A 22,315-nucleotide genomic window follows, 5' to 3' on the forward strand; every position below is an offset into this window, starting at 1 on the left:
CTCCTGGTGGTTCCGGGAGCGGTTCCGGGATTGCCACGCTACGCCGCCGTCCCCCAGCAGCGTCCCGTACGGAGCGTGATGTCGGAAGAGGACCTGCGGCACCGGGAAGGTGTTCAGCGGCGGCTGGTCAGGCGGGCGTGCAGGGTGCGGGCCGAGGCGTCGGTGAGCGAGGCGATCTGGTCGACGATCACCCGCTTGCGGGCCCGGTCGTCGGGTGCCGTGTCGAACAGGGCGCGGAACTGGGGGTCCAGGCCCTCGGGCGCGCGGGCGGTCAGCGCCTCGGCCAGCTCGGCGAGCACGATGCGCTGGTCGGCCCGGAGCGCCTCCTGCTCGGCGCGCTGCATGACGTACCGGTCGGCGACGGCCTTGAGCACCGCGCACTCGTTGCGGGTCTCGCGCGGTACGACGAGCTCGGCGGCGTACCGGGTGAGGCGGCCTGTGCCGTGGGCCTGGCGGGTGGCGGCCTCGGCGGCGAGGCAGAAGCGGCCGATGAGCTGGCTGGTGGCGTCCTTGAGGCGGGCCTGGGCGATGGCGGTGCCGTCGTAGCCGTGCGGCCACCACTCCTGCTCCATCAGCCGGTCGAGGGCGTCGGCGAGCTCCTGCGGGTCGGTGCCGGCGGGCACGTACCGCCCGATGGCGACGCGCCAGATGTCGGCGCGCTCGGGTTCGGCGAGCAGCAGGTTGGGGTCGATGTGCCCGGCGTGCAGGCCGTCCTCGAAGTCGTGCACCGAGTAGGCCACGTCGTCGGACCAGTCCATGACCTGGGCCTCGAAGCACTGGCGGTGCCCGGGGGCGCCCTGCCGCACCCAGGCGAAGACGGGGAGGTCGTCCTCGTACACCCCGAACTTGGGCGAGTCGGGGTCGGTGGGGTGGGCGCCGCGTGGCCAGGGGTACTTGGTGGCGGCGTCGAGGGCGGCGCGGGTGAGGTTGAGGCCGACGCTGACGAGCTCGCCGGTCGCCTCGTCGGGGATGAACCGCTTGGGTTCGATGCGGGTGAGCAGGCGCAGCGACTGGGCGTTGCCCTCGAAGCCGCCGCAGTCCTTGGCGAAGTCGTTCAGGGCCTGTTCGCCGTTGTGCCCGAAGGGCGGGTGGCCCATGTCGTGCGAGAGGCAGGCGGCCTCGACGAGGTCGGGGTCGCAGCCGAGGGCGGCGCCCAGCTCGCGGCCGACCTGGGCGCACTCCAGGGAGTGGGTGAGCCGGGTGCGGGGGCTGGGGTCCCAGGCATGGCTGCGGGAGCCGGGCGTGACGACCTGGGTCTTGCCGGCCAGGCGGCGCAGCGCGCTGGAGTGCAGCACCCGTGCGCGGTCCCGCTGGAACGCGGTGCGGCCCGGTCGTTTGTCGGGCTCGGCGGCCCAGCGCGCGGTGGCCGTCGCGTCGTATGTGCCGTTCATACCGTTCGTGCCGTCAATGCCGTCCATGCCGTTCATGCACTGAAGGTAACCGCAGGGACTGACGGTGAACCGGTCAGACGGAGACCAGTTGGGAGGAAGGGGGGACGCAGGGGCGGGTGAGGGCCTGGTCGTAGCGGTGGAGGACGAGCCGGGCGAGGGCGGGGTGCGGGCCGAGGGGCGCGGCGGCGATCCAGGGCGCGGCGGCGGCGCTGCGGGTGGCGAACAGGCCGGGGGCGGTGAAGTAGGACGCGACGGCTATCCGGTGGCGGCCGCGGGCGGCGAGGGCGCGGACGGCCTCGGGGACGGTGGGCGAGGCGGCGGAGGCGTACGCGGGGAGGACGGGTACGCCGCCGAGGCGCTCGCTGAGCAGCGCGGCGGTGCGGCGGGTGTCGGCGGCGGAGTCGGGGTCGCGGGACCCGGCGGCGGCGAGCACGACGCCGGTGCCGCGGATGCCGGAGCGGCGGCCGGTGCCGGGCGCGGTGGGCCAGCCCGCTTCGGTGAGCCGGTCGTGGAGCGCTTCGACGAGCAGGGGGTGGGGGCCGAGCGGGGCGGCGACGCGCACGCGCAGGTGGGGTGCGGTGGCGGCGGCGCCGGGCAGGTCGTGCTTGACGTGGTAGCCGCGGCTGAGGAGGAGGGGTACGAGGACGGCGTCGCCGCCGTCGAGACCGGCCAGGGTGTCGGTGAGCAGGGGGGCGTTCAGTTCGATGTGACCGAGCCGTACCGGGAGGCCCGGCCGTAGTTCCCGGACTCGGTCGAGCAGGGCGTTCACGGTGGTCAGGGCGCGGGGGTCACGGCTGCCGTGGGCGACGGCGACGAGGGTGGGCAGGTGGGGTGTGCTCATGGGCCTGCGCGTTCCGTTGAGGTGGAGATGGGTGAGCTGGGTGCCGAGCTGCGCGGTGATGCGGGTGAGCATCTGGGCGGTGGTGTCGAGGGGCTGGGGCTCGTGGGGATCGGCCGGCTCCGTCATGCACCGATGGTGGCGGGCGGGTGTTGCCGTGTCGTTGCGTGGGGGTGACGGGTGTTTTCCACCGGCTCACGTGGAGGGGCTCAGACGCGGGAGACCCAGACGCGGAGGGTGCCGGTCGCCGTGAAGCCGTGGTGGAGCGCGGCGGTCAGGTCGTCACCGTGCTCGTAGCCGACGGCCGGGGTGCCGGGCCACAGGCGCGTGACGGCGGCGAGGCAGCCGGGCCAGGGGTCGGCGCCGAAGACGTTGGACACGCCCACGACGCCGGGGTCGGCGCTGTGGCTGACGACCGCCCCGGCGACGATGCGGCCGTCCGGGGCGCGGCCCGCGAGGACGGTGGTGGCCGGGTCGGTCAGGAGGGCGGGGCGGAACAGGTCCATGGGTGCCCCGCCGCTCCAGGCGGTCTCCCAGGCGGCGAGGCCGGCGGCGGTCCGGACGGGCTCCCAGGGGGCGGCGCCCGCGAGTGGCGGGGCGGGCGCGTCGGCGGGGCGGTGGATCCACTGGGCGTCGAAGAGCGGCTCGAAGCCGTGTCCGGTGAGGTCGAGGGCGGCGAAGCTGTCCTTGACCGAGCAGCCGGGCGCGCTCCGGTCGATGCCGTCCAGGACCTGCTCGGCCGAGGCTTCCGGGGCGAGGGTGACCGCGTCCGGGTAGTACGGCGGCGTACGGCGCGGGTGTGTCCAGGCGCGGCCGCCGAAGGTGCCGGCACCGAGGCCGTGGGCACGGCAGAGGGCGTCGCACCACTCGGCGTTGTTGCGGGCGGCCGCGCGGGCCCAGGGGCCGGATCTGGTCACGCGGGACATCGTGCCAGGGCGTACCGCAGAGAACGATCTCTTTTACCCGCTATCTTCTTTTCGAAACGCGGAATCAGTTTTCCGCAGAAAGGAAGTGGGGGTTTCATGGGTGGTACGCAGAGGGAGCTGCCACGCCGCGCCTGCGCGGAACTCGTCGGTACCGGGGCCCTGGTGGCCGTCATCATCGGTTCGGGCATCCAGGCCACCGGTCTCAGTCATGACGTCGGGGTACAGCTCCTGGCCAACTCGCTGGCCTCGGCGATCGGGCTCGGCCTGCTCATCGCCCTGTTCGCGCCGGTCTCCGGCGCCCACCTCAACCCGGTCGTCACCCTCTCCGTGTGGTGGACCGGACGCAGCCGCCGGGACGGCCTGACCGGCCGGGAGGTCGGCCTCTACATCACCGCCCAGTTGGCCGGGGCGGTCGCGGGCGCCCTGCTCGCCGGGGCCATGTTCGGGCAGGCGCCCGGCAGTTGGTCCACGCAGCTCCGCTCCGACGCCCACCTGCTGCTCGGCGAGACCGTGGCCACCGCCGGTCTGGTGCTCCTCGTCCAGGGCCTGGACCGCATCGGGCGCGCCCAGCTCGCGCCGCTGGCGGTCGCCGCGTACATCGCGGCCGCGATCTGGTTCACCTCGTCCGGTTCGTTCGCGAACCCGGCCGCGACGGTGGGGCGCTCGCTGACCGACTCGTTCACCGGCATCGCGCCCGCCTCGATGCCGGGCTTCATCGCCGCCCAACTGCTCGGCGGCCTGCTGGGGGCAGGGCTCGCCACGCTCCTGTACGGCGGGCGGCCGCCGTCGAGATCACACCTGGCCCAGTGAACCGGGCGGGCCGTTCCGGCGTCGGAAGAGGCGGAGGTGGGGTGTGGGATTCCGACAGAGGGTTCGGTCGGCGGGGGTTCGGTCGGCGGCGGTTCGCTCCATACGGTCGCGGCTGAGGTGGCCGGTGAGCCGGCGCGGGCAGCGGCGGCTGGTACAGGGCGTCATGCTGGGGTGCGTCCTGGCACTGGCGCCCGCGACCTGGATGCACGCCGTCTCCGACAGCCGGCTGCGCACGACGGCGGACGTGCCCGCGCAGGACGTGGCCGTCGTCTTCGGGGCCGGCCTGTGGAAGGGGCGCCCGACGCCGTACCTGGCGCACCGGCTCGACACCGCCGCCGCGCTGTACCGGGACGGCAAGGTGAAGGTCCTCCTCGTCACCGGGGACAACGGCCGCGTCGAGTACGACGAGCCGGACGCCATGCGCGCGTACCTGCGGGAGCGGGGCGTACCGGACGGGCGGATCGTCAGCGACTACGCGGGCTTCGACACCTGGGACTCGTGCGTCCGCGCCAAGAAGATCTTCGGCGTCGACCGGGCCGTCCTGGTGACCCAGGGCTTCCACATCCGCCGGGCGGTCGCGCTCTGCCAGGAGGCGGGCATCGACACGTACGGCGTCGGGGTCGACGAGCCCCGGGACTCGGTCTGGTACTACGGCGCGGTCCGGGAACTCGTCGCGGCGGGCAAGGCGGCCCTCGACGCGGCGGTGGAACCGGACCCGACGTTCCTGGGCCGCGAGGAGACCGGCGTGGCCGAGGCGCTGGGGCGCTGACCGGGCCCGGCGGCCGCGCTGAACCGCCCGTACGCCTGACCGGCGCCTCACCGGTCAGGCGGGCACGGACGGAGCCGGCCGTACCGGGCATGTAATGCGGCGTGTCGGTGGGCGTAACACGCGCGTCGCATGCTCGGGGGCATGCTCACCGCCACCACCCCCACGCACTGCCCGTACTGCGCCCTTCAGTGCGGGATGAACCTCAAGCCCGCCGGGAACGGCGTCGAGGTGGTGGAGCGCACGGACTTCCCCGTGAACCGGGGCGCCCTGTGCGGTAAGGGACGTACCGCACCCGCAGTGCTCTCCTCCCGGGTCCGGCTGGACGGGCCCCTGGTCCGACGCCCCGCCACAGGCAAGCTCGAACCCGCCTCCTGGGAGGAGGCCCTGCGTGCCGTCGCCGACGGGCTGCGCGGCACCAGGGAGAAGCACGGGGCCGACGCCGTCGGGGTGTTCGGGGGCGGCGGGCTGACCAACGAGAAGGCGTACACGCTCGGCAAGTTCGCCCGGCTGGTCCTGGGGACCTCGCAGATCGACTACAACGGCCGGTTCTGCATGTCGTCCGCCGCCGCCGCGCACCAGCGGGCCTTCGGGCTCGACCGGGGACTGCCCTTCCCGCTGGAGGACATCCCCCGCACCGGCTGCGTGATCCTCGTCGGGTCGAACCTGGCGGAGACGATGCCCCCGGCCCTCCGCTACCTCACCGAGCTGAAGGAGAACGGCGGCAAGCTCATTGTCGTCGACCCCCGCCGCACCCGGACCGCCGAGCAGGCCGACCTGCACCTCGCGCCCCGCCCCGGCACCGACCTGGCGCTCGCCCTCGGGCTGCTGCACCTGGTCGTGGCGGAGGGGCGGACGGACGAGGCGTTCATCGCGAGCCGTACGACGGGCTGGGCCGACGCCCGCGCCGCCGCGATGTCCCACTGGCCCACGCTCGTCGAGCGCATCACCGGCGTACCGGTGCCGCAGCTCCGGGAGGCCGTGGCGATGTTCTGCGACGCGCCCGAGTCGATGGTGCTGACCGCCCGCGGGCCCGAGCAGCAGTCCAAGGGGACCGACACCGTCGGCGCCTGGATCAACCTGTGCCTGGCCACCGGCCGCGCCGGCCGCCCCCTGTCCGGGTACGGCTGCCTGACCGGGCAGGGCAACGGGCAGGGCGGACGCGAGCACGGCCAGAAGGCCGACCAGCTCCCCGGCTACCGCAAGCTCGACGACCCCGCCGCCCGCGCCCACGTCGCCGGTGTGTGGGGCGTGGACCCCGACACGCTGCCCGCGCCGGGGCGCAGCGCGTACGAGCTGCTCGACGCGCTGGGCACCGACATCAAGGCGCTGCTGCTCATGGGGTCCAACCCGGTCGTGTCGGCGCCGCGCGCGGCGCACATCCAGGAGCGGATCGAGTCCCTGGAGTTCCTGGCCGTGGCGGACGTGGTGCTGTCCGAGACCGCCGCGCTCGCCGACGTCGTCCTGCCCGTCACCCAGTGGGCGGAGGAGACCGGCACCCTCACCAACCTCGAAGGCCGCGTCCTGCTGCGCCGCCGGGCCGTCGACCCGCCCGAGGGCGTGCGCAGCGACCTGGAGGTGATGAACGCGCTCGCCGGGCTGCTCGGGTGGGAGAAGGGCTTCCCCACCGACCCGGAGGAGGTCTTCGACGAGCTGCGCCGCGCCTCGGCCGGCGGGCCCGCCGACTACGCGGGCATCAGCTACCGCCGCATCGCGGAGGAGGACGGCGTGTTCTGGCCGTGCCCCGAGCCGGACCACCCCGGCACGCCCCGGCTGTTCCTGGAGCGGTTCGCGACGCCGGACGGGCGGGCGCGGTTCGTGCCCGTGACGCACCGGGCGGCGGGCGAGGAGACGGACGAGGAGTACCCGGTGGTGCTGACGACCGGGCGGGTCGTGTCCCAGTACCAGTCGGGCGCCCAGACCCGGCGCGTCGCGGAGCTGAACGCCGCCGCGCCCGGGCCGTTCGTGGAGCTGCACCCCCGGCTGGCCGAGCGGCTGGGCGTCGCCGAGGGCGAGCCGGTCGCGGTGGTGTCGCGGCGCGGGCGGGCCGTGGCACCGGCGCGGATCACCACGGGCATCCGGCCGGACACGGTGTTCATGCCGTTCCACTGGGCGGGGGAGGGCCGGGCGAACACGCTCACCAACCCGGCGCTCGACCCGACGTCCCGGATGCCCGAGTTCAAGGTGTGCGCGGTGCGCCTGGAAGCGGTGCGTCCGGAAGCCGTGCGTCCCGGAGCGGCCGGCGACTGAGCCAGTCCCCGCCGGCTATCGGCTCACCGAGCCGCACGGCGGACGCGGCGACGTACACCCACGCCCGGACGCTCGCCCCGTCCCGGGTGCGCACCACCTCGCACACCTGCCGCTCGTACCCGTGCTCCAGGCGGTCCAGTACGGCGACGAGCGCCTCGTACCGGCCGGGCGCCGCGCTGATCAGTTCGCCCGCCACCTGGCCCGCGCCCCGGACCAGGTAGGGGTACCCGGGCCCGTCGTACAGCAGGGCACCTGTCAGGCGGGCGGGTTCCTCGGCGGCCGTACGGCCACGGAGGAACCGGTCGTGGTTGTACTCGCCCGGGCGGAGCGTCCCGTACACGAAGAAGGGCAGTTCCTCGACCGGCTCGTTCATCGGGCCGCCGTCTCCCGCTGCATCCACGCCAGGTAGTCCGCGCTGCCCCGCACCACCGGCAGGGCGAGGATCTCGGGCGTGTCGTAGTCGTGCTTCGCGGCGATGTACTCCGCCAGCGTGTCGTAGCAGGCCTCCGTCGTCTTGAAGAACACCTGCCACTCCTGGCTCGTCTCGATGGCGTTCTGCCAGTGGTAGACGGAGGTGACCGGCCCGGCGACCTGCGCGCAGGCGGCGAGCCGCGCCTCCACCGCGCCACGGGCCAGCTCCTGGGCCTTCTCGGCGCTGTCGGTCGTGGTCAGTACGGTCAGGGCCAGGGTCACGGTCTCTCCTCCGCCTGTCGTCGTCACGCCACGGCGGCGAACTGCGCCGCGTACAACCGAGCGTACGCACCTCCGGCCGCCAGCAGCTCGTCGTGCGTGCCCTGCTCGACGATCCGGCCCGCCTCCATCACCAGGATGACGTCCGCGTCCCGGATGGTGGAGAGCCGGTGCGCGATCACGAAGCTGGTCCGCCCTTCCCTGAGGGACGACATGGCCCGCTGGATCAGCACCTCGGTGCGGGTGTCGACGGAGCTGGTGGCCTCGTCGAGGACGAGGATCGACGGTTCGGTGAGGAACGCGCGGGCGATGGTGAGGAGTTGCTTCTCGCCGGCGCTGAGTCCCTCCCCGCCGTCCTCGATCAGCGTGTCGTAGCCGTCGGGGAGCGTACGGATGAACCGGTCGGCGTGGGTGGCCATGGCCGCCTCGACGATCCGCTCGCGCGGCACCTCGCCCGGCACGCCGTACGCGATGTTGTCGGCGATGGTGCCGCCGAAGAGCCAGGTGTCCTGGAGGACCATGCCGATCCCGGAGCGCAGTTCGTCCCTGGACATCGTGGACACGTCGACGCCGTCGAGCAGGATGCGGCCGCCGGTCGTCTCGTAGAACCGCATCAGCAGGTTGACGAGCGTGGTCTTGCCGGCGCCGGTCGGGCCGACGATGGCGACCGTCTGGCCGGGCTCGACCGTCAGGGTCAGGTCCTCGATCAGGGGCTTGGCGGGCTCGTAGCGGAAGGCGACGTTCTCGAAGGAGACCCGGCCCTCCCGCTTCCGTACCCGGACCGGGCCGGCCGTGCCCTGGGTCTCCTCCTCCGCGTCCAGCAGGTCGAAGACCCGCTCGGCGGAGGCCACGCCCGACTGGAGGAGGTTGGCCATGGCCGCGACCTGGTTGACCGGGCCGCTGAACTCGTACGAGTACTGGACGAAGGCCTGGACGTCGCCGATCGACAGCGTCCCGGACGCCACGCGCAGCCCGCCGACCACCGCGATCAGCACGTAGTTGAGGTGACCGACGAAGGTCATCGCGGGCTGGATCAGCCCGGAGACGACCTGCGCGCGGAAGCCCGCCGCGTACAGCCGCTCGCCCAGCTCGTCGAAGGCGTCGATCGCCTGCTGCTTGCGGCCGAAGACGAGGACCTCGGCGTGGCCGCTGTACATCTCTTCGACGTGGGCGTTGAGCTTGCCGGTCACGGACCACTGCTCGACGAACTGCGGCTGGGCGCGCTTGCCGATGAGGGTGGCGACGACCACCGAGACGGGGATGGTCGCCAGGGCGATCAGCGCGAGCAGCGGCGATATCCAGAACATCATCGCCAGGACGCCCACGATGGTGAGCAGCGCCCGCACCATCTGGCCGAAGGCCTGCTGCATGGTCTGGGTGATGTTGTCGATGTCGTTCGTGGCGCGGCTGAGGATCTCGCCGCGCGGCTGCTTGTCGAAGTACGCGAGCGGCAGCCTCGCCAGTTTCGCCTGGGCCCGCTCGCGCAGCCGGTGCCCGGCGCGCTGGACGACGGTCATCGCGAGCCGCAGTTGCACCCAGGTGAGGGCGGCGGCAACCGCGACCACGCCGAGGGCGAGGGCGAGTGCCTGGGCGACGGCCCGGAAGTCGACGCCGGCGGGGCTCGCCGCCCCGGTGACGACGAGGTCGGTGGCGTGGCCGAGGATCCAGGGCGAGGTGACGGCCAGGGCGACGGAAGCGGTGGCGGCGGCGAGGACGCCGAGGACCCGGTGGCGGTCGGGGGCCAGGGTGCCGAGGAGCCGGAGGGCGGAGCGGCGGAAGTCCAGGGAACGTTCGAGGGACGGGGTGGCCAGGCCGGGGCCTCTTTGCTGGACGGCGGGTCCACGGCGCTCGGGGGTGCGTCGGCCCTGCGGCGTGCTCGGCGTGCTCATGCGGCTTCCTCCTCGGTGAGCTGGGAGAGGACGATCTCCCGGTAGGTGTGGTTGTCCCGCATGAGTTCCTCGTGGGTGCCGGTGCCGACGACCCGGCCCTGGTCGAGGACGACGATCCGGTCGGCGTCGCGGATGGTGGAGACGCGCTGGGCGACGATGACGACGGTCGCGCCGGCGGTCTCCTCGGCGAGGGCGGCGCGCAGCCGGGCGTCCGTGGCGTAGTCGAGTGCGGAGAAGGAGTCGTCGAACAGGTAGATGTCCGGCCGGGCGGCGAGGACGCGGGCGATGGCCAGGCGCTGGCGCTGGCCGCCGGAGAGATTGGTGCCGCCCTGGGAGACCGGGGCGTCCAGGCCGTCCTCCAGTCCGCGTACGAAGTCGGCGGCCTGGGCCACCTCCAGCGCGTGCCACAGCTCCTCGTCGGTGGCGTCGGGGTTCCCGTACCGCAGGTTCGTCGCGACGGTCCCGGAGAAGAGGTACGGCTTCTGCGGTACGAGTCCGACGGTGCGGGCCAGCAGGCCGGGGTCCAGGTCGCGGACGTCGGTGCCGCCGACGCGGACCTCGCCGCCGGTCGCGTCGAACAGCCGGGGCACCAGGTTGAGCAGGGTCGTCTTGCCGCTGCCGGTGGAGCCGATGACGGCGGTGGTGCGGCCGGGGCGGGCGGTGAGGTCGACGGCGCGGAGGACGGGTTCCTCGGCGCCGGGGTAACGGAAGCCGGCGGCGCGGATGTCGAGGTGGCCGGGGCCGTGCAGGGCGTGGACGGGCGCGGTGGGCGGGGCGACGGACGGTTCGGTGTCGAGGACCTCCTGGATGCGTTCGGCGCTGACCTCGGCGCGCGGCGTCTGCATCATCAGGAACATCGTCATCATCACGGCCATCAGGATCTGCATCAGGTAGCTGAGGAACGCGATCAGCGAACCGGCCTGGAGCGAGCCGGAGTCCAGCCGGAGCCCGCCGAACCAGATGATGGCGACGGTGGCGCCCTCCCAGACGAGCAGGACGGTCGGGAACATCAGCGCCATCAGGCGCCCGGAGCGCAGCGCGACGGTCAGCAGCTCGGCGTTGGCGCCGGCGAACCGGTACTGCTCGTGGCGGTCACGGACGAAGGCGCGGACGACGCGGATGCCGGTGATCTGCTCCCGCACGATCCGGTTGACCTGGTCGACGCGCTCCTGCATCCCCCGGAACAGCGGGGGCAGGCGGCGCATGATGAGGCCTACGGCCCCGGCGAGGAGCGGGACGAACACGAGGATCAGCAGCGCCAGCGGCACGTCCTGCCCGACGGCCATGACGATGCCGCCGAGGCACATCAGCGGCGCGGCGACCAGCATGGTCAGGGCGAGCACCGCCAGGGTCTGCACCTGGGTCACGTCGTTGGTGGTGCGGGTGATCAGGGAGGCGGCGCCGAAGCGCCCCATCTCCCGTACGGAGAAGTCCTGTACGCGGCGGAAGACGGCGGCGCGCAGGTCACGGCCGATGCCCATGGCGACGCGGGCGCTGAAGTACACGGCGGTGGCGGCGGCGAAGACCTGGAGCAGGGTGACGGCGAGCATCAGGCCGCCGGTGGACAGGATGTGGCCGGTGTCGCCGCGCAGCACGCCGTTGTTGACGATGTCGGCGTTGAGGGTGGGCAGGTAGAGGGTGGCGAGGGACTGGACGAGCTGGAGCAGGACGATCAGCGCGATCGTCCGCCGGTAAGGGCGCAGGTGGGCGCGGAGCAGGCGCAGCAGCATGGCTCATCCGCCGTACGGGTGGAGGGACTTGGCGTTCCGCAGGGCGTGGCCCCACCAGGCGAGCTGGTCGAGCATCGTCTTGGCGGCGGCGTCGGGGGCGGTGGGGTCCTTGTGGCGGCCCTCGTCGTCGAAGTGGCCGTGGGCGTTGTGGAAGGAGACGGTGTCGCGGACGGTCACGGCGTGCATCTCGGCGAAGACCTGGCGCAGTTGCTCGACGGCGCGCAGGCCGCCGGACATGCCGCCGTAGGAGACGAAGCCGACGGGCTTGGCCTGCCATTCGGTGTAGTGCCAGTCGATGAGGTTCTTGATGGGGGCGGGGAAGGAGTGGTTGTACTCGGGGGTGAGGACGACGAAGGCGTCGGCAGCGGCCAGCCTGGGGCTGAGGCCGGCGAGCTTGTCGCGAACGGCGGGGGCGGGGTCGTAGGAGAGGGCGGTGGGCAGGTCGTTGGCGGGGTCGGCGAGGTCGATGACGTCGACGGTGAAGTCGGTGTGCTGGGCGGCGTTGGCCAGGAACCAGTCGGCGATGACGGCGCCGAAGCGGCCTTCGCGGTTGCTTCCGACGATGACGGCGAGCGAGAGCGGCGAGCTCTTGGTGATCTCCATGGGGAAGACCTTGGTACCTCAACCAAACTTGAGGTCAAGCTACTCTTGCGCACATGACGCAACTCGCCTGGAACGCCAAGGAAGCAACCATCGGTGAGCTGGCCGAACGCAGCGGTGTCGCCCCCTCCGCGCTGCGGTTCTACGAACGCGAGGGGCTGATCAAGAGCCGCCGTACGTCCGGCAATCAGCGCCGCTACAGCCGTGACACACTCCGCCGCGTCGCCTTCATCCGCACCTCGCAGAAGCTGGGCATCCCGCTGGCCACGATCCGTGAGGTGCTCGGGCTGCTGCCGGAGGACCGCACGCCGACGCCCGAGGACTGGGCGCGCATCTCCGAGTGCTGGCGCGAGGACCTGGACAAGCGGATCAGGACCCTGGAGCGGCTGCGCGACAGCCTGACGGAGTGCATCGGCTGCGGCTGCCTGTCGCTGAGCCGCTGCGCGCTCTCCAACCCGGGCGACGAGCTCGCCTCCCACGGCCCGGGGCCGCGCCGCCTGGTCGAGACCTGACGCAGCCGCGCCGGGTGCCGCCGGTGGCGGGGCGTCACCCGTTCGGGGCGGCGCGCCGGGCGGGCCGAGCGTACCCGCACTGACCTGCGGTGATACAGGACGTCCAGGGCGGCACGCCGACCCGGACGGCGCAATCTGATGGTGCATCAGCAGGCGGGCGGGCCGGGCGGAGCCTTACCTCGGAGACAGGACACCCGCCTGTCACACGCCGCCCCCGGCGGCCCGGAGGACCCCATGCACACCACTGCCCGCCTGCTGACCGGTACCGCGCTGGCGGTCGTCTCGCTCGGCGCCCTCGCCTCGCCGGCCGCGTACGCCGCCCATGCCGGTGACTTCGGGAAGCTGGAGGTGTACCCGTCGCCCGCCGAGCCGGGCGAGACCGTCACGGTCAACACCACCGCCTGCGGCAAGAAGGGCCACGGCATCGGTGACGCGGAGTCCCTCGGCGCGGGCGAGTTCAAGCTGTCGCCGGGCACCCACAAGGAGGTCGTGGTGGGGCAGTTCCGGGTCCCCGCCCACACCAAGCCCGGTACCTACGCCATCTCCGTGGCCTGCGACAACGGCAAGACGGCCACCGGCGACCTGGTCGTCAAGCACGGCGGCGGCCACAGCTCGGGCGGCCACGACTCGGGCGGGCACAGCTCCGGCGGACACGACCAGGGCAGGCACGACCAGGGCGGCCACGTCCCCAGCGGCCATGTGAAGACCGGGGTGGGCGGCAGCGTCGGCCCCGACACCACCCAGATCGCGGCGGGAGCGGCAGTGCTGGCCGCGTCCGCCGCCGGCGGGGTGTGGCTCCTGCGCCGCCGGGCGAGCGGCGCGCAGGGCAGTTGACGGGGTCCGTCCCCGTCCCCCGCCCGCTCCCCGCCCCCGCCGCGTGTGTCCCCGAGGCCGCGGCGCGGGCGGGGAGCCCCATACCCCCGCGAGGGCAGCCATGACCGACGACGGCACCACGAGAAGGGGCGAAGGCGAGGGGAAGGAGAAGGGCAGGGAGAAGGGCAAGGGCTGGGGCATAGCGATCGCCGCCTGCGTCGGCCTCTGGCTGATCCAGAACGGCTCCGGCGACCTGACCCCGCCCGTCCCCACCGCGGCCGAGGCGTTCGCCGCCGGACCCCACCAGCACACCGACGCGGCCGCCGACCCCCTGCCCGCGTCCGCCCCGGTGCGCATCCGCATCCCCGAGATCGGCGTCGACGCCCCGGTGATGCGCCTGGGCCTCGCCCCGGACCGCAGCCTGGACGTCCCGCCCGCCGGGAACCCCAACATCGCCGGCTGGTACAAGGACGGCACCCCGCCCGGCGCCAAGGGCACCGCCATCATCGCCGGGCACGTCGACAACGCGGACGGCCCCGCCGTCTTCTACGCGCTCGGCGCCCTCAAGAAGGGCCACCGCATCGAGGTCACCCGCCGCGACGGCCGCACCGCCGTCTTCACGATCGACGCCATCGAGGTGTACGAGAACGAGGACTTCCCCGACCGGAAGGTCTACGGGCCCGCCGACCGCGCCGAGCTACGGGTGATCACCTGCGGCGGGCCGTTCGACGAGAAGACCGGCTACCAGGGCAACGTCGTCGCGTACGCCCACCTCATCGGGGTGCGGTGAAGGGACCGTCAGGCCCACTGGTCGAACGCGAGCTTCGCCACCAGCGAGAAGACCACCACCAGCAGCACGCCCCGGACGAACTCCGCCCCCTTGCGCAGCGCCATCCGCGCCCCGAACATCCCGCCCGCCAGGTTGAACACAGCCATCAGCGCCGCGAGCTGCCACAGCACCGTCCCCTGGTACGCGAACATCGCGAGCGCCCCCGCGTTGGTGCACACGTTCACGATCTTGGCCGTGGCGGAGGCCGTCACCAGGTCCAGGTGGAGCACGGCGGTCAGCGCCAGAACGAGGAACGTGCCGGTTCCGGGGCCGAACAGCCCGTCGTAGAAGCCGATCCCACCGCCGACGAGGACGATCGCCGTGACGACGCGCGCCCGGGTCGCCGGGCCCTTGCCCTCCGCCGTGCCGAAGGACGGCCGCAGCATCACGAACGCCGCCACGCCGAGCAGCACCACCATGATGACCGGCCGCAGCACGTCACTGCTGATCCCGGCCGCGAAGAACGCCCCGCCCATGGACCCGGCCAGCGCCGCGAGCCCGATCCGCACCGCTGTCCTCACCCGCACCGGCGCCTTGCGTACGTACGTCACGGCGGCGCCCGTCGTCCCCACGATGGCCACCGCCTTGTTGGTGCCGAGGATGTGGGCGGCCGGGACGTGCGGGAGGCCCAGCAGCAGCGCGGGCAGGAGCAGCAGCCCGCCGCCGCCCACCACGGCATCGATCCAGCCCGCCACCAGAGCGGCCGCACAGAGGAAGACCAGGGTGGTCAGCGATATGTCGGGCATGACGGCGAGCCTATGCGGCGACCGTTCACGCGTGTGCGTCCAGGTAGCGCAGCACTGCCAGGACCCGGCGGTGGCCGCCCTCCCCCGCCGGCAGGTCCAGCTTGGTGAAGATGTTGGCGACGTGCTTCTCGACCGCCCGCTCCGTGACCGTGAACCGCTCAGCGATCGACCGGTTGGTGCGCCCCTCCGCCATCAGCGCCAGCACCTCCCGCTCACGCGGCGTCAGCCCGTCCAGGGCCGAGGCGCGGCGCGCCGCCCCGAAGAGCTGGGCGACGACCTCGGGGTCGAGGGCGGTGCCCCCGGCCGCGACCCGCTCCAGGGCCGAGACGAACTCGCCGATGTCGACGACCCGTTCCTTCAGCAGGTAGCCCACGCCCGCGCCTCCTCCCCCCAGGAGCTGGGCGGCGTACCTCGTCTCCACGTACTGGGAGAAGATCAGCACGCCCGGCGCGGGCGCGGTGCCGCGCAGGGCGACAGCGGCGCGCAGCCCCTCGTCCGTCTGCGTCGGCGGCAGCCGGATGTCGACGACCGCGACGTCCGGCCGGTGTTCGGCCACCGCCGCGAGCAGCGCGTCGGCGTCACCGACGGCCGCGCACACCTCCACCCCTCGCAGCTCCAGCAACTGCACCATGCCTTCGCGCAGGATGGCGGAGTCCTCGGCGATGACGACACGCACGCGAGCGTCCAATCAGTAGCGTCCGATCAGCAACATCCGGTCAGTACGGGATGGCGACGGTCACCACCGTAGGGCCTCCCGGCGGGCTGTCGCAGGTCAGCGCCCCGTCGACGGTGCGCACGCGGCCCAGCAGGCCCGTCAGCCCGCTGCCCGCCCCCGGCACCGCGCCGCCCCGGCCGTCGTCGGACACGGCCAGCGACAGCTCCCCGCCCGTGCCCCGTACGTCCACGGTGACGGCGCTCGCCCCGCTGTGCTTGACCGCGTTGGCGAGGAGCTCGGCGGCGCAGAAGTACACCAGCGACTCCAGCGCCGGGGACGGCCGCCGCGCCAGGTCCACCGTGACGGCGACCGGCAGCGGCGCGTCGGCGGCGAGCGTGGCCAGCGCCGCGTCCAGGCCCTGGTCCAGCACGGGCGGGTGGATGCCCTTGACGACGGCACGCAGCTCGGCGACGGCCTGCGTGGCGTTGCCCCGCGCGGTGTCGACGACCCGGAGGAGCCGCTCCTCGTCGGCGCCCGCGGTGATCAGCTCCCGGATCAGCGTGAGGTGCATACCGAGGCCCACCAGCCGCGCCTGGGTGCCGTCGTGCAGGTCGCGCTCGATGCGCCGCAGGGTGGCCGCCGCGTCCTCGACGGCCTGCGCCCGGGTCTCCTCCAGCGCCCGGATGCGCCGGGCCGCCGGGTCCTCGGCGAGCAGGGCGGCGAGCAGCGCCCGGTGCGGCGCCAGGGACCGCCGGACGAGCCAGGGCGCCAGGGCCAGCAGCGCGAGCCCGCCCAGCACGGTCACCACCCGCGCCTCGCCCGCGCCGACGAGCGGGCCCAGCACGAACAGCGCCCCGTACACATAGCCCACCAGGACCGCCACCAGCGGCAGCGCGGCCGTCAGCGGCGCGGCCAGGGCGCAGCCGACGGCCCGCCACCCGGCCCGGTCGCCCAGCACGGCCCGCCGCCACCCGAAGGCCCCGGGCTCCGGCCCGGCGCGCCGCGCGGGCGCCTCGACGCACACGTCCAGCAGCACCCGCGCGAGACGCCGCTGCACCGCGCCGAGCCCGAGGGCGCCGCGCACGGTCAGGGCGAGGACCCACGGGCCGAGCGCGGTCACCGACAGGACGCCGCCCAGCAGCAGTCCGGCGAGGACGAGGACGAAGCCGGTCACCGCGAGCGGGAAGCCGACGATCGCGTACACGAGCGCGTACGCGGACGCGTACACAAAGGGGCGCACCATGGGCCCGAACCTAGAGCAGCCGTGCCGCGAGCCGCCCCTGGAGGCCGGTGAGCCCCCGGCCTATCCACGGCATCAGCAGCAGGAAGCCCACCCCGCCCACCACGGCGTGGAACGCCCACGCCCCGGCGAAGGTCGGCCCGCCCCACGCCTGGGCCGGGTCGCCGGCGCGCAGCGGCCAGCCCAGGTTCATGGGCACCAGCGACCAGCCGTAGACGGTGACGACCACGGCGGCCAGGTTCAGCGGCGTGGCCAGCAGCGCGTGGAGGACGAGGCGCCACGGGGCCGGGCGGCGGCCGAGGTCCACGCCGAGCAGCCGCGCGGCCGCGAGGTGCGGTATGCACAGCAACCCGGCGGGCAGGGCCAGCAGCAGATAGGCCACCCGCTTCCAGGTGGCCGCGCGGAACGGCTCGGTGAGCACGAGAGTGACGGCTTCCATGGCTCAAGGCTCCCGAACGGCCGCGCGGCGGACCATGGTGCCCGCACGGAGATCCGGGGTTCGGTTTGCCCCACCCCCGCACGGGTGACCGCCCCGCCTCGGTTGACGCGCCCCCGCACCCCCCGCACCCCCCGCACCCCGCACCCCGCGCCCCCGCGCCCCGGCGCCGGCACGTGTCGGGAGAGCCCTCACCGCCCCCACCCGCGTTCGCTGAGGTCAGCTTTCCGTGCGCGAAACAAACGGGATGCTGCCGGGTAACACCGCCGACGCACGCTGACGGGCATGAGTTCACGGATCGTGGTGGTAGGCGGAGGCACGGCGGGCGCACGCCTCGCCGAGCGGCTGCCCGTCACCCTGCTCGGCGAGGAGCCGCACGCCCCGTACAACCGGGTGCTGCTCGCGGACATCCTCGCCGGGCGGTACGCGCCCGAGGTCATCGCCCTGCCGACGCCCCGGAACGGCACGACGCGCCACGGCGTGCGGGTGACCGGCATCGACCGCGCCGCCCGGGTGGTGCACTGCGCGGACGGCGAGGCCTTCGCATACGACCGGCTGGTTCTGGCCACCGGCTCGAACCCGGTGCTGCCACCGCTGCGCGGCCTCGGTGGCGGGCGGCTGCCGGCCGGGGTGCACGCGTTCCGGACGCTCGACGACTGCCTGGCGCTGGACGCGCTGGTGGGCCCTGCCCGGTCGATCAGGCCGGATCAGGGAGCGGGGTCCGGTGCCGTGCATCGCAAGGCGGAGGAGGGAGTCATGGCGGAGCCATGCCGACCGACGACAACGCAGCGAGGTGCGGTGCCAGGGCACGCGAGCCCGGCGGGATCGGCCGGGCAGGGCCCCCGGCCCGGGGTGCGGGCGGTGGTGATCGGCGGCGGCCTGCTGGGCGTGTCGGCGGCCCGCGCGCTGGCGGCCCGGGGCGCGGAGGTGGTGCTGGCCCAGCAGGGCGAGCACCTGATGGAGCGCCAGCTCGACGCCGAGGCGGCGCGACTGCTGCGCCGCCACCTGGAGGCGGACCTGGGCGTGGAGGTCCACACCGAGTGCCGCGTCCGGGGTCTGCGGTGCGTGGACGACACGGTCGAGGCGGTGGAACTCGCCGACGGCTTCGTCCTGGACGCGGACGTCGTCGTGATCGCGTGCGGGGTCCGGCCGCGTGTGGGCCTCGCCCTGGAGGCGGGCCTGGACGTGCGGCGCGGGATCGTCGTGGACGACCAGCTCCGCACCTCCGACCCGTACATCCACGCCATCGGCGACTGCGCCGAGCACGACGGCCGCCTCTACGGGCTGGCCGGCGCCGCCCTGGAGCAGGCCGACGCCCTCGCGGACGTCCTGCTGCACGGCACCGGCGCCTACCGGGGCACGCGCGCGTTGACCCGGCTCAGCATGGACGCCCTCGAACTGGCGGCGTTCGGCGAGGCGACGCCGCTGCCCGGTGACGACACCGTGCGGCTGGCGGACGCGACGAGCGGCGCGTACCGCAAGGTCGTCGTCCGTGGCGACCGTCTCGTCGGCGGCGTACTGCTCGGCGATCTCGGCGCGGTCGGGGCGCTCGCCCGGGCCTGGGAGGGCGACGAGGCCCTGCCGGAAGCGCCCCTGCTCCACCTGCTCACCCATGACGGAGGCTCCTGAAATGGCCCACATGCCCACAATCGTCCTCGTCGGCCACGGCATGGTCGGCCAGCGCTTCCTGGAGGCCCTCGCCGACCGGGGCGTCACGGAGCGGGCGCGGATCGTCGTGCTCTGCGAGGAGCCCCGTGCGGCGTACGACCGCGTGCGGCTGACCTCGTACTTCGACGGCAGGACGCCCGACGACCTGTCCATGGTCGAGGACGGCTTCATGGCGCGGCACGGCATCGAGCTCCACCTGGACGACCCGGCCGAGACGATCGACCGGGAGGCGAAGACGGTCACCTCGCGCGCCGGCCGCGTGATCGCGTACGACACCCTCGTGCTGGCGACCGGCTCGTACCCCTTCGTCCCTCCCGTACCCGGCAAGGACGCGACGGGCTGCTTCGTCTACCGCACCATCGAGGACCTGCTCGCCATCGAGGAGTACGCGAAGACGGCGAAGACCGGCGCGGTGGTCGGCGGCGGGCTGCTCGGCCTGGAGGCGGCCGGCGCGCTCAAGGGCCTGGGCCTGGAGACGCACATCGTGGAGTTCGCGCCGCGCCTGATGCCGGTGCAGGTGGACGAGGGCGGCGGCGCGGCACTGCTGCGCACCATCGAGAACATGGGCCTCATCGTCCACACCGGCACCGGCACGCAGGAGGTGCTCACCGAGAACGGCTCGGTGACGGGCATGGCCCTGTCGGACGGTTCGACGGTCACCACCGACATGGTGGTCTTCTCGGCGGGCGTACGGCCCCGGGACCAGCTCGCGCGGGACTGCGGCCTGACGGTGGGCGAGCGCGGCGGTATCGCGGTGGACGAGCGGTGCCGTACGTCGGACCCGGCCGTGTACGCGATCGGCGAGTGCGCCCTGGCGGCGGACGGCCGGGTGTACGGGCTGGTGGCGCCCGGCTACGAGATGGCGCTGACGGCGGCCGCGACGATCGCCGAGCAAGAGGCGGACGGCTTCACCGGCGCCGACACCTCCACCAAGCTGAAGCTGCTCGGCGTGGACGTGGCGTCGTTCGGCGACGCGCACGGCACCACCGAGAACTGCCTGGACGTCGTCTACTCCGACTCGCGCGCCGGCGTCTACAAGAAGCTCGTCGTGGACGAGGACGGCGTCCTGCTCGGCGGCGTTCTCGTCGGTGACGCCGAGTCGTACGGGATGCTGCGGCCGATGACCGGCACCAAGCCGCCCGTCGCGCCCGAGCAGCTGGTGCTGCCGGCCGGTGCGGGCGCGCCGGTCGCCCTCGGCCCCTCGGCCCTCCCCGACGACGCGATCATCTGCTCCTGCCACAACGTCACCAAGGGCGCCATCTGCGCCTGTTCGTCGCTGCCCGAGGTCAAGAAGTGCACCAAGGCGGGCACCGGCTGCGGCAGTTGCGTCAAGGTGATCCAGCAGCTCCTGCCCAAGCCCGCCGACAGCGGGATGTGCGGCTGCTTCTCGTACACCCGCAGCGAGCTGTACGAGATCGTCCGCACGATGCGCTTCACGTCGTACGCCGAGCTGCTCGACTCGCACGGGCGGGAGGAGGCGCGCGGCGGCGAGGGCTGCGAGATCTGCAAGCCGGCCGTGGCGTCGATCCTGGCGAGCCTGACCAACGAGTACATCCTCGACGGCGAGCGGGCCGCGCTCCAGGACACCAACGACCACTTCCTGGCGAACATGCAGCGCAACGGCTCGTACTCGATCGTGCCGCGCATCCCCGGCGGGGAGATCACCCCGGAGAAGCTGATCGTGATCGGTGAGGTGGCCCGGGACTTCGGCCTCTACACCAAGATCACGGGTGGTCAGCGGATCGACCTGTTCGGCGCGCGCGTGGACCAACTGCCGCAGATCTGGGCGCGGCTGGTGGACGCGGGCTTCGAGTCGGGGCACGCGTACGGCAAGTCGCTGCGGACGGTGAAGTCGTGCGTGGGCCAGACCTGGTGCCGGTACGGCGTGCAGGACTCGGTGAAGATGGCCATCGACCTGGAGCTGCGCTACCGGGGCCTGCGCGCCCCGCACAAGCTCAAGTCGGCCGTCTCGGGCTGCGCGCGCGAGTGCGCGGAGGCCCAGTCCAAGGACTTCGGCGTGATCGCCACGGCCAACGGCTGGAACCTGTACGTCGGCGGCAACGGCGGCGCGACGCCGCGCCACGCGGACCTGCTCGCCCAGGACCTGTCGGACGCGGAGCTGATCCGGCTGATCGACCGGTTCCTGATGTTCTACATCCGCACCGCCGACCGGCTGGAGCGCACCGCGACCTGGCTGGAGCGGCTGGAGGGCGGCCTGGACCACCTGCGCGACGTGATCGTGCACGACAAGCTCGGGCTGTGCGACGAGCTGGAGTCGCTGATGGCCGCGCACGTGGCGACGTACCGCGACGAGTGGGCCGAGACGCTGAACGACCCGGAGCGGCTGCGCCGGTTCGTCTCCTTCGTGAACGCCCCGGACGCACCGGACCCGTCGGTGAAGTTCGTGCCGGAGCGCGGCCAGATCAAGCCGGACCTGACGATCCTGACGCTGGAACCCCTGGAAGGAGCTTCCGCCCGATGATGCTCGAACTCTCCCACGGTGACGAGTGGTTGCCGATCTGCGACGACTCGGTACTGACGCCGGGACGCGGCATGGCGGCGCTGCTGCCGGACGGGCGGCAGGTCGCGCTCTTCCGCGACCGGGCGGGACGGTGGTACGCGATCGACAACCGGGACCCGTTCACGGGCGCCCAGGTGCTGTCGCGCGGCCTGATCGGGTCGGCGGGCGGGCGGCCGTTCGTGGCGTCGCCGCTGCTGAAGCAGCGCTTCGACCTGGAGACGGGGCGGTGCCTGGACGACGAGGAGTTCTCGGTGACGGTCTTCGAGGTCCGGGCGCGCGAACTCGCCACGGTTTCTTGACCGTTCGTTCCAGATGGTCATAGAGTCACCTCCGTGGCCAGGACCAAGGAATTCGATCCGGACGCCGCGCTCCAGGCAGCTCTTGAGCTGTTCTGGGAGCGCGGCTACGAGGCGACGTCGATGGCGGACCTCACGGACCGCCTCGGCATCGGCCGCGCCAGCATCTACGCCACCTTCGGCAGCAAGCACGAGCTGTACCTGAAGGCCATGGACCGGTACGCGGAGACCCGCGAGCCGAGCCTGATGGACGAGCTGTCCCGGCCGGGCCCGGCCCTGCCGGCCGTCCGGGCGGTGGTGCGGCGGTTCGCCGCCGAGGCGTCCTCCGACACGGAGCGACTGACCGGCTGCTTCTTCACCAACACGGCGGCCGAACTGGCCCCGCACGACCGGGCCGCGACCCGCCGGGTGGAGATCGGCTGGGAGCACATCGAGACCTTGCTGCACTCCGCGCTGGCGCGGGCGCGGGCCCAGGGCGAGCTGCCCGCGGACCGCGACCCACGGGCACTCGCGCGGATGCTGCTGGTGCTCATGCAGGGGCTCCGGGTCGTGGGCAAGGCGTCCGGCGAGCCCGCACGGGTGCGGGACGCGGCCGAGCAGGCGCTGACACTGCTGGACTGACCGCACGGTCACGGAAAAAGGGGTGCCCGAGCACGGGCACCCTTCTTCTCGGCCCTGATATTGGACCGATCAGTCAAGAATGAAGGGG

Annotated in this window: 22 protein-coding genes; 10 read left to right on the forward strand and 12 right to left on the reverse strand. The window is 73.3% G+C overall.

The features are described from left to right. Nucleotides 1-113 precede the first annotated feature (113 nt). From AB0J57_RS19490 to AB0J57_RS19500, 3 genes are all read right to left on the reverse strand, one after another. Nucleotides 114-1,418: a deoxyguanosinetriphosphate triphosphohydrolase gene (locus AB0J57_RS19490; RefSeq protein WP_366129599.1), complete on the reverse strand. Its 1,305-nt coding sequence runs from the start codon at nt 1,416-1,418 to the stop codon at nt 114-116. A gap of 46 nt (nt 1,419-1,464) precedes the next feature. Next, entirely contained in the window at nt 1,465-2,358 is an 894-nt protein-coding gene (locus AB0J57_RS19495) for a sirohydrochlorin chelatase (RefSeq protein ID WP_366129446.1), read from the reverse strand. An 80-nt stretch (nt 2,359-2,438) separates the two neighbouring features. Then, nucleotides 2,439-3,146, reverse strand: coding sequence for a hypothetical protein (locus AB0J57_RS19500; RefSeq protein ID WP_366129447.1), 708 nt, complete (start codon nt 3,144-3,146; stop codon nt 2,439-2,441). A 105-nt stretch (nt 3,147-3,251) separates the two neighbouring features. On the opposite strand from AB0J57_RS19500, the gene AB0J57_RS19505 reads away from it, so the two are divergent. The 3 genes from AB0J57_RS19505 to AB0J57_RS19515 all read left to right on the forward strand — a co-directional run bounded on the left by AB0J57_RS19505 (nt 3,252) and on the right by AB0J57_RS19515 (nt 6,981). Continuing rightward, nucleotides 3,252-3,965, forward strand: a complete 714-nt coding sequence (locus tag AB0J57_RS19505) for an aquaporin (protein ID WP_366129448.1) — start codon at nt 3,252-3,254, stop codon at nt 3,963-3,965. A 100-nt stretch (nt 3,966-4,065) separates the two neighbouring features. Further along, the gene (locus AB0J57_RS19510) at nt 4,066-4,734 is read left to right on the forward strand and encodes an ElyC/SanA/YdcF family protein (protein ID WP_366129600.1); all 669 of its coding nucleotides are present in this window, start codon (nt 4,066-4,068) and stop codon (nt 4,732-4,734) included. 141 nt (nt 4,735-4,875) lie between these two features. Next, nucleotides 4,876-6,981 carry a molybdopterin oxidoreductase family protein gene (locus AB0J57_RS19515; protein WP_366129449.1) on the forward strand — a complete coding sequence of 702 codons (2,106 nt, stop codon included), beginning with the start codon at nt 4,876-4,878 and terminating at the stop codon, nt 6,979-6,981. On the opposite strand, the gene AB0J57_RS19520 is transcribed toward AB0J57_RS19515, so the two are convergent. Genes AB0J57_RS19520 through AB0J57_RS19540 form a run of 5 tightly spaced genes read right to left on the reverse strand, consistent with a single transcriptional unit; the run spans nt 6,911 to nt 11,893 of the window. Continuing rightward, complete coding sequence (locus AB0J57_RS19520; protein WP_366129450.1) at nt 6,911-7,354, reverse strand: gamma-glutamylcyclotransferase family protein; 444 nt, start codon at nt 7,352-7,354, stop codon at nt 6,911-6,913. The two genes, AB0J57_RS19515 and AB0J57_RS19520, sit on opposite strands and share 71 nt — an antisense overlap. Then, nucleotides 7,351-7,674, reverse strand: coding sequence for a divalent-cation tolerance protein CutA (gene cutA / locus AB0J57_RS19525; RefSeq protein ID WP_366129451.1), 324 nt, complete (start codon nt 7,672-7,674; stop codon nt 7,351-7,353). Before cutA ends, AB0J57_RS19520 begins: the two co-directional genes overlap by 4 nt. 23 nt (nt 7,675-7,697) lie before the next feature. Next, nucleotides 7,698-9,560 carry an ABC transporter ATP-binding protein gene (locus AB0J57_RS19530; protein ID WP_366129452.1) on the reverse strand — a complete coding sequence of 621 codons (1,863 nt, stop codon included), beginning with the start codon at nt 9,558-9,560 and terminating at the stop codon, nt 7,698-7,700. Then, nucleotides 9,557-11,290: an ABC transporter ATP-binding protein gene (locus AB0J57_RS19535; RefSeq protein ID WP_366129453.1), complete on the reverse strand. Its 1,734-nt coding sequence runs from the start codon at nt 11,288-11,290 to the stop codon at nt 9,557-9,559. The genes AB0J57_RS19530 and AB0J57_RS19535 overlap by 4 nt, the downstream gene beginning before the upstream one ends. Nucleotides 11,291-11,293: 3 nt before the next feature. Then, nucleotides 11,294-11,893 (reverse strand): NAD(P)H-dependent oxidoreductase, encoded by a 600-nt coding sequence (locus tag AB0J57_RS19540; RefSeq protein ID WP_366129454.1) that lies wholly within the window; start codon nt 11,891-11,893, stop codon nt 11,294-11,296. A gap of 53 nt (nt 11,894-11,946) precedes the next feature. On the opposite strand from AB0J57_RS19540, the gene soxR reads away from it, so the two are divergent. From soxR to AB0J57_RS19555, 3 genes are all read left to right on the forward strand, one after another. Further along, nucleotides 11,947-12,402, forward strand: a complete 456-nt coding sequence (gene soxR / locus AB0J57_RS19545; RefSeq protein WP_366129455.1) for a redox-sensitive transcriptional activator SoxR — start codon at nt 11,947-11,949, stop codon at nt 12,400-12,402. Nucleotides 12,403-12,636: 234 nt separating this feature from the next. Next, nucleotides 12,637-13,236, forward strand: a complete 600-nt coding sequence (locus tag AB0J57_RS19550) for a hypothetical protein (protein ID WP_366129456.1) — start codon at nt 12,637-12,639, stop codon at nt 13,234-13,236. 100 nt (nt 13,237-13,336) lie between these two features. Then, entirely contained in the window at nt 13,337-14,005 is a 669-nt protein-coding gene (locus tag AB0J57_RS19555) for a class F sortase (protein ID WP_366129457.1), read from the forward strand. A gap of 8 nt (nt 14,006-14,013) precedes the next feature. Here AB0J57_RS19555 and AB0J57_RS19560 read toward each other — a convergent pair whose 3' ends face one another. From AB0J57_RS19560 to AB0J57_RS19575, 4 genes are read right to left on the reverse strand one after another with little or no spacing between them, the layout of a single operon-like run. Then, nucleotides 14,014-14,790: a TSUP family transporter gene (locus AB0J57_RS19560; RefSeq protein WP_366129458.1), complete on the reverse strand. Its 777-nt coding sequence runs from the start codon at nt 14,788-14,790 to the stop codon at nt 14,014-14,016. Nucleotides 14,791-14,815: 25 nt separating this feature from the next. Next, on the reverse strand, nt 14,816-15,478 hold the full coding sequence (locus AB0J57_RS19565; RefSeq protein ID WP_366129459.1) for a response regulator transcription factor: 663 nt from the start codon (nt 15,476-15,478) through the stop codon (nt 14,816-14,818). Nucleotides 15,479-15,506: 28 nt separating this feature from the next. Next, nucleotides 15,507-16,688, reverse strand: a complete 1,182-nt coding sequence (locus AB0J57_RS19570; protein WP_366129460.1) for a sensor domain-containing protein — start codon at nt 16,686-16,688, stop codon at nt 15,507-15,509. Nucleotides 16,689-16,698: 10 nt separating this feature from the next. Continuing rightward, on the reverse strand, nt 16,699-17,124 hold the full coding sequence (locus tag AB0J57_RS19575) for a hypothetical protein (protein WP_366129461.1): 426 nt from the start codon (nt 17,122-17,124) through the stop codon (nt 16,699-16,701). A 282-nt stretch (nt 17,125-17,406) separates the two neighbouring features. Here AB0J57_RS19575 and AB0J57_RS19580 point away from each other — a divergent pair, with 282 nt between their 5' ends. The 4 genes from AB0J57_RS19580 to AB0J57_RS19595 are packed head-to-tail and all read left to right on the forward strand — an operon-like array spanning nt 17,407 to nt 22,227. After that, nucleotides 17,407-18,750, forward strand: coding sequence for an FAD-dependent oxidoreductase (locus AB0J57_RS19580; protein WP_366129463.1), 1,344 nt, complete (start codon nt 17,407-17,409; stop codon nt 18,748-18,750). Nucleotides 18,751-18,760: 10 nt separating this feature from the next. Further along, a complete protein-coding gene (gene nirB, locus AB0J57_RS19585; protein ID WP_366129464.1) occupies nt 18,761-21,271 on the forward strand; it encodes a nitrite reductase large subunit NirB in 2,511 nt (836 codons plus the stop codon). After that, complete coding sequence (gene nirD / locus AB0J57_RS19590) at nt 21,268-21,609, forward strand: nitrite reductase small subunit NirD (protein ID WP_366129465.1); 342 nt, start codon at nt 21,268-21,270, stop codon at nt 21,607-21,609. The genes nirB and nirD overlap by 4 nt, the downstream gene beginning before the upstream one ends. Nucleotides 21,610-21,642: 33 nt before the next feature. Then, nucleotides 21,643-22,227: a TetR/AcrR family transcriptional regulator gene (locus AB0J57_RS19595; RefSeq protein WP_366129466.1), complete on the forward strand. Its 585-nt coding sequence runs from the start codon at nt 21,643-21,645 to the stop codon at nt 22,225-22,227. Nucleotides 22,228-22,315 lie beyond the last annotated feature (88 nt).

The organism is Streptomyces sp. NPDC049837 (genome assembly GCF_040674455.1).
Classification (GTDB): domain Bacteria; phylum Actinomycetota; class Actinomycetes; order Streptomycetales; family Streptomycetaceae; genus Streptomyces.

Coding starts and splice junctions, on each gene's coding strand:
- AB0J57_RS19490 (WP_366129599.1), bottom strand. CDS start 1,418: ATGGACGGCATTGACGGCACGAACGGTATGAACGGCACATACGACGCG.
- AB0J57_RS19495 (WP_366129446.1), bottom strand. CDS start 2,358: ATGACGGAGCCGGCCGATCCCCACGAGCCCCAGCCCCTCGACACCACC.
- AB0J57_RS19505 (WP_366129448.1), top strand. CDS start 3,252: ATGGGTGGTACGCAGAGGGAGCTGCCACGCCGCGCCTGCGCGGAACTC.
- AB0J57_RS19515 (WP_366129449.1), top strand. CDS start 4,876: ATGCTCACCGCCACCACCCCCACGCACTGCCCGTACTGCGCCCTTCAG.
- AB0J57_RS19520 (WP_366129450.1), bottom strand. CDS start 7,354: ATGAACGAGCCGGTCGAGGAACTGCCCTTCTTCGTGTACGGGACGCTC.
- AB0J57_RS19530 (WP_366129452.1), bottom strand. CDS start 9,560: ATGAGCACGCCGAGCACGCCGCAGGGCCGACGCACCCCCGAGCGCCGT.
- AB0J57_RS19535 (WP_366129453.1), bottom strand. CDS start 11,290: ATGCTGCTGCGCCTGCTCCGCGCCCACCTGCGCCCTTACCGGCGGACG.
- AB0J57_RS19540 (WP_366129454.1), bottom strand. CDS start 11,893: ATGGAGATCACCAAGAGCTCGCCGCTCTCGCTCGCCGTCATCGTCGGA.
- soxR (WP_366129455.1), top strand. CDS start 11,947: ATGACGCAACTCGCCTGGAACGCCAAGGAAGCAACCATCGGTGAGCTG.
- AB0J57_RS19550 (WP_366129456.1), top strand. CDS start 12,637: ATGCACACCACTGCCCGCCTGCTGACCGGTACCGCGCTGGCGGTCGTC.
- AB0J57_RS19555 (WP_366129457.1), top strand. CDS start 13,337: ATGACCGACGACGGCACCACGAGAAGGGGCGAAGGCGAGGGGAAGGAG.
- AB0J57_RS19560 (WP_366129458.1), bottom strand. CDS start 14,790: ATGCCCGACATATCGCTGACCACCCTGGTCTTCCTCTGTGCGGCCGCT.
- AB0J57_RS19570 (WP_366129460.1), bottom strand. CDS start 16,688: ATGGTGCGCCCCTTTGTGTACGCGTCCGCGTACGCGCTCGTGTACGCG.
- AB0J57_RS19575 (WP_366129461.1), bottom strand. CDS start 17,124: ATGGAAGCCGTCACTCTCGTGCTCACCGAGCCGTTCCGCGCGGCCACC.
- AB0J57_RS19580 (WP_366129463.1), top strand. CDS start 17,407: ATGAGTTCACGGATCGTGGTGGTAGGCGGAGGCACGGCGGGCGCACGC.
- nirB (WP_366129464.1), top strand. CDS start 18,761: ATGCCCACAATCGTCCTCGTCGGCCACGGCATGGTCGGCCAGCGCTTC.
- nirD (WP_366129465.1), top strand. CDS start 21,268: ATGATGCTCGAACTCTCCCACGGTGACGAGTGGTTGCCGATCTGCGAC.